We start from the raw sequence: 937 nt of genomic DNA on the forward strand, positions 1-937 counted from the left end.
CGATCGCCGCGGCGGTCGCGGCGCCGCTCGCGGTGCTGGTCGCGGCCGCGTTCGGCGCCGATCTCGCGCACTGGAAGCATCTCGGCGCCTTCGTGCTGCCGCAGGCGCTCGCCAATACGCTGCTGCTGCTCGCGGGCGTCGGCGCGATCGTCACGGTGGTCGGTACCGGCTGCGCCTGGCTCGTCACCGCGTACGACTTTCCCGGCCGCCGCATACTGACCTGGGCGCTGCTGCTGCCGCTCGCGGTGCCCACCTACATCGTCGCGTTCGCGTATCTCGACCTGCTCCATCCGATCGGCCCCGTGCAGGGCGCGATCCGCTGGCTGCTCGGCTTCGACAGCCCGCGCCAGTTCCGCCTGCCCGACCTGCGCTCGCTGCCCGGGGCGATCTTCGTGCTCGGCTTCGTGCTGTATCCATATGTGTACCTCAGCACCCGCGCGATGTTCGTCACGCAGTCCGCGAGCCTGCTCGAAGCCGCGCGCACGCTCGGCGCGGGACGTATCGCGACATTCTGGCGCGTCGTCGTGCCGCTCGCGCGGCCCGCGATCGCGGTCGGCGTGAGCCTCGCGCTGCTCGAGACGCTGAACGACATCGGCGCGTCGGAATTCCTCGGCGTGCAGACGCTGACCGTATCGGTCTACACGACTTGGATCACGCGCTCCGATCTCGCCGGCGCCGCCCAGATCGCGCTCGCGATGCTCGCGATCGTCGTCGGCATGATTGTGCTCGAACGCTATGGGCGCCGCCGCCAGCGCTACGCGCACGGCCGGCGCATGCGTCCGGTCGCGCCGCGCAAGCTGACGGGCGCGGCCGCGTGGAGCGCCGCCGCGCTCGGCTGGCTGCCGGTACTCATCGGCTTCGGCGCGCCGGCCGCGTACCTCGCGGTCGAGACCGGCAAGCGGCTGCATCTCGTCGGCGGCGTGTCGGCGCAATTGCT

General features: G+C 71.8%; 1 protein-coding gene. It reads left to right on the forward strand.

The features are described 5' to 3' along the window. Positions 1–2: 2 nt before the first annotated feature. A partial coding sequence (locus F3J14_RS35090; protein WP_348772039.1) for an ABC transporter permease subunit occupies positions 3–937 on the forward strand: 935 nt, incomplete at its 3' end.

Source organism: Burkholderia sp. Tr-862 (genome assembly GCF_011753085.1).
Classification (GTDB): Bacteria; Pseudomonadota; Gammaproteobacteria; order Burkholderiales; family Burkholderiaceae; genus Burkholderia; species Burkholderia ambifaria.